This window comes from Streptococcus sp. GMD4S, assembly GCF_000296955.1.
Window position 1 is genome coordinate 1 of record NZ_AJRE01000337.1, and the last position, 760, is coordinate 760.

Here is a 760-nt window from a genome sequence, read left to right on the forward strand (position 1 = left end):
TGGCGTCGACCATTCTGTCGATTTTCCTAGATGTGTCGACGATTTTGATTATCTCGCTGGTCTTGTTTTCACAAAATATGACACTCTTTTTCATTAGTCTGCTTGCGCTTCCCATCTATACAGTGATTATCTTTGCCTTTATGAAGCCTTTTGAAAAGATGAATCGGGATACCATGGAAGCTAATGCGGTTCTGTCTTCTTCTATCATCGAGGACATCAACGGTATTGAGACCATTAAGTCTTTGACCAGTGAAAGTTCACGCTATCAAAAGATTGATAAGGAATTTGTGGCTTATCTGAAAAAATCCTTTACCTACAGTCGGGCAGAAAGCCAGCAAAAGGCACTGAAAAAAGTTGCCCAGCTCCTGCTCAATGTTGCTGTTCTCTGGCTGGGAGCTATTCTGGTCATGGATGGGAAAATGAGTTTGGGTCAGCTGATTACTTATAACACCCTGCTTGTTTACTTTACCAATCCTTTGGAAAATATCATTAACCTACAAACCAAACTTCAGACAGCGCAGGTTGCCAATAATCGCTTAAATGAGGTTTATCTAGTAGCTTCGGAGTTTGAGGAGAAGAAAACGGTAGAAGATTTGAGCATGATGAAAGGGGATATGACCTTTAAACAGGTTCACTACAAGTATGGCTATGGTCGTGACGTCTTGTCGGATATCAATTTGACCATTCCGCAAGGGTCTAAGGTGGCTTTTGTGGGGATTTCAGGGTCAGGAAAGACCACCTTGGCCAAGATGATGGTTAA

General features: G+C 42.0%; 1 pseudogene. It reads left to right on the forward strand.

Annotation, left to right across the window (positions count from 1 at the left end):
- Window positions 1-760, forward strand: a pseudogene (comA, locus tag GMD4S_RS09765) (peptide cleavage/export ABC transporter ComA); the annotation flags it as partial.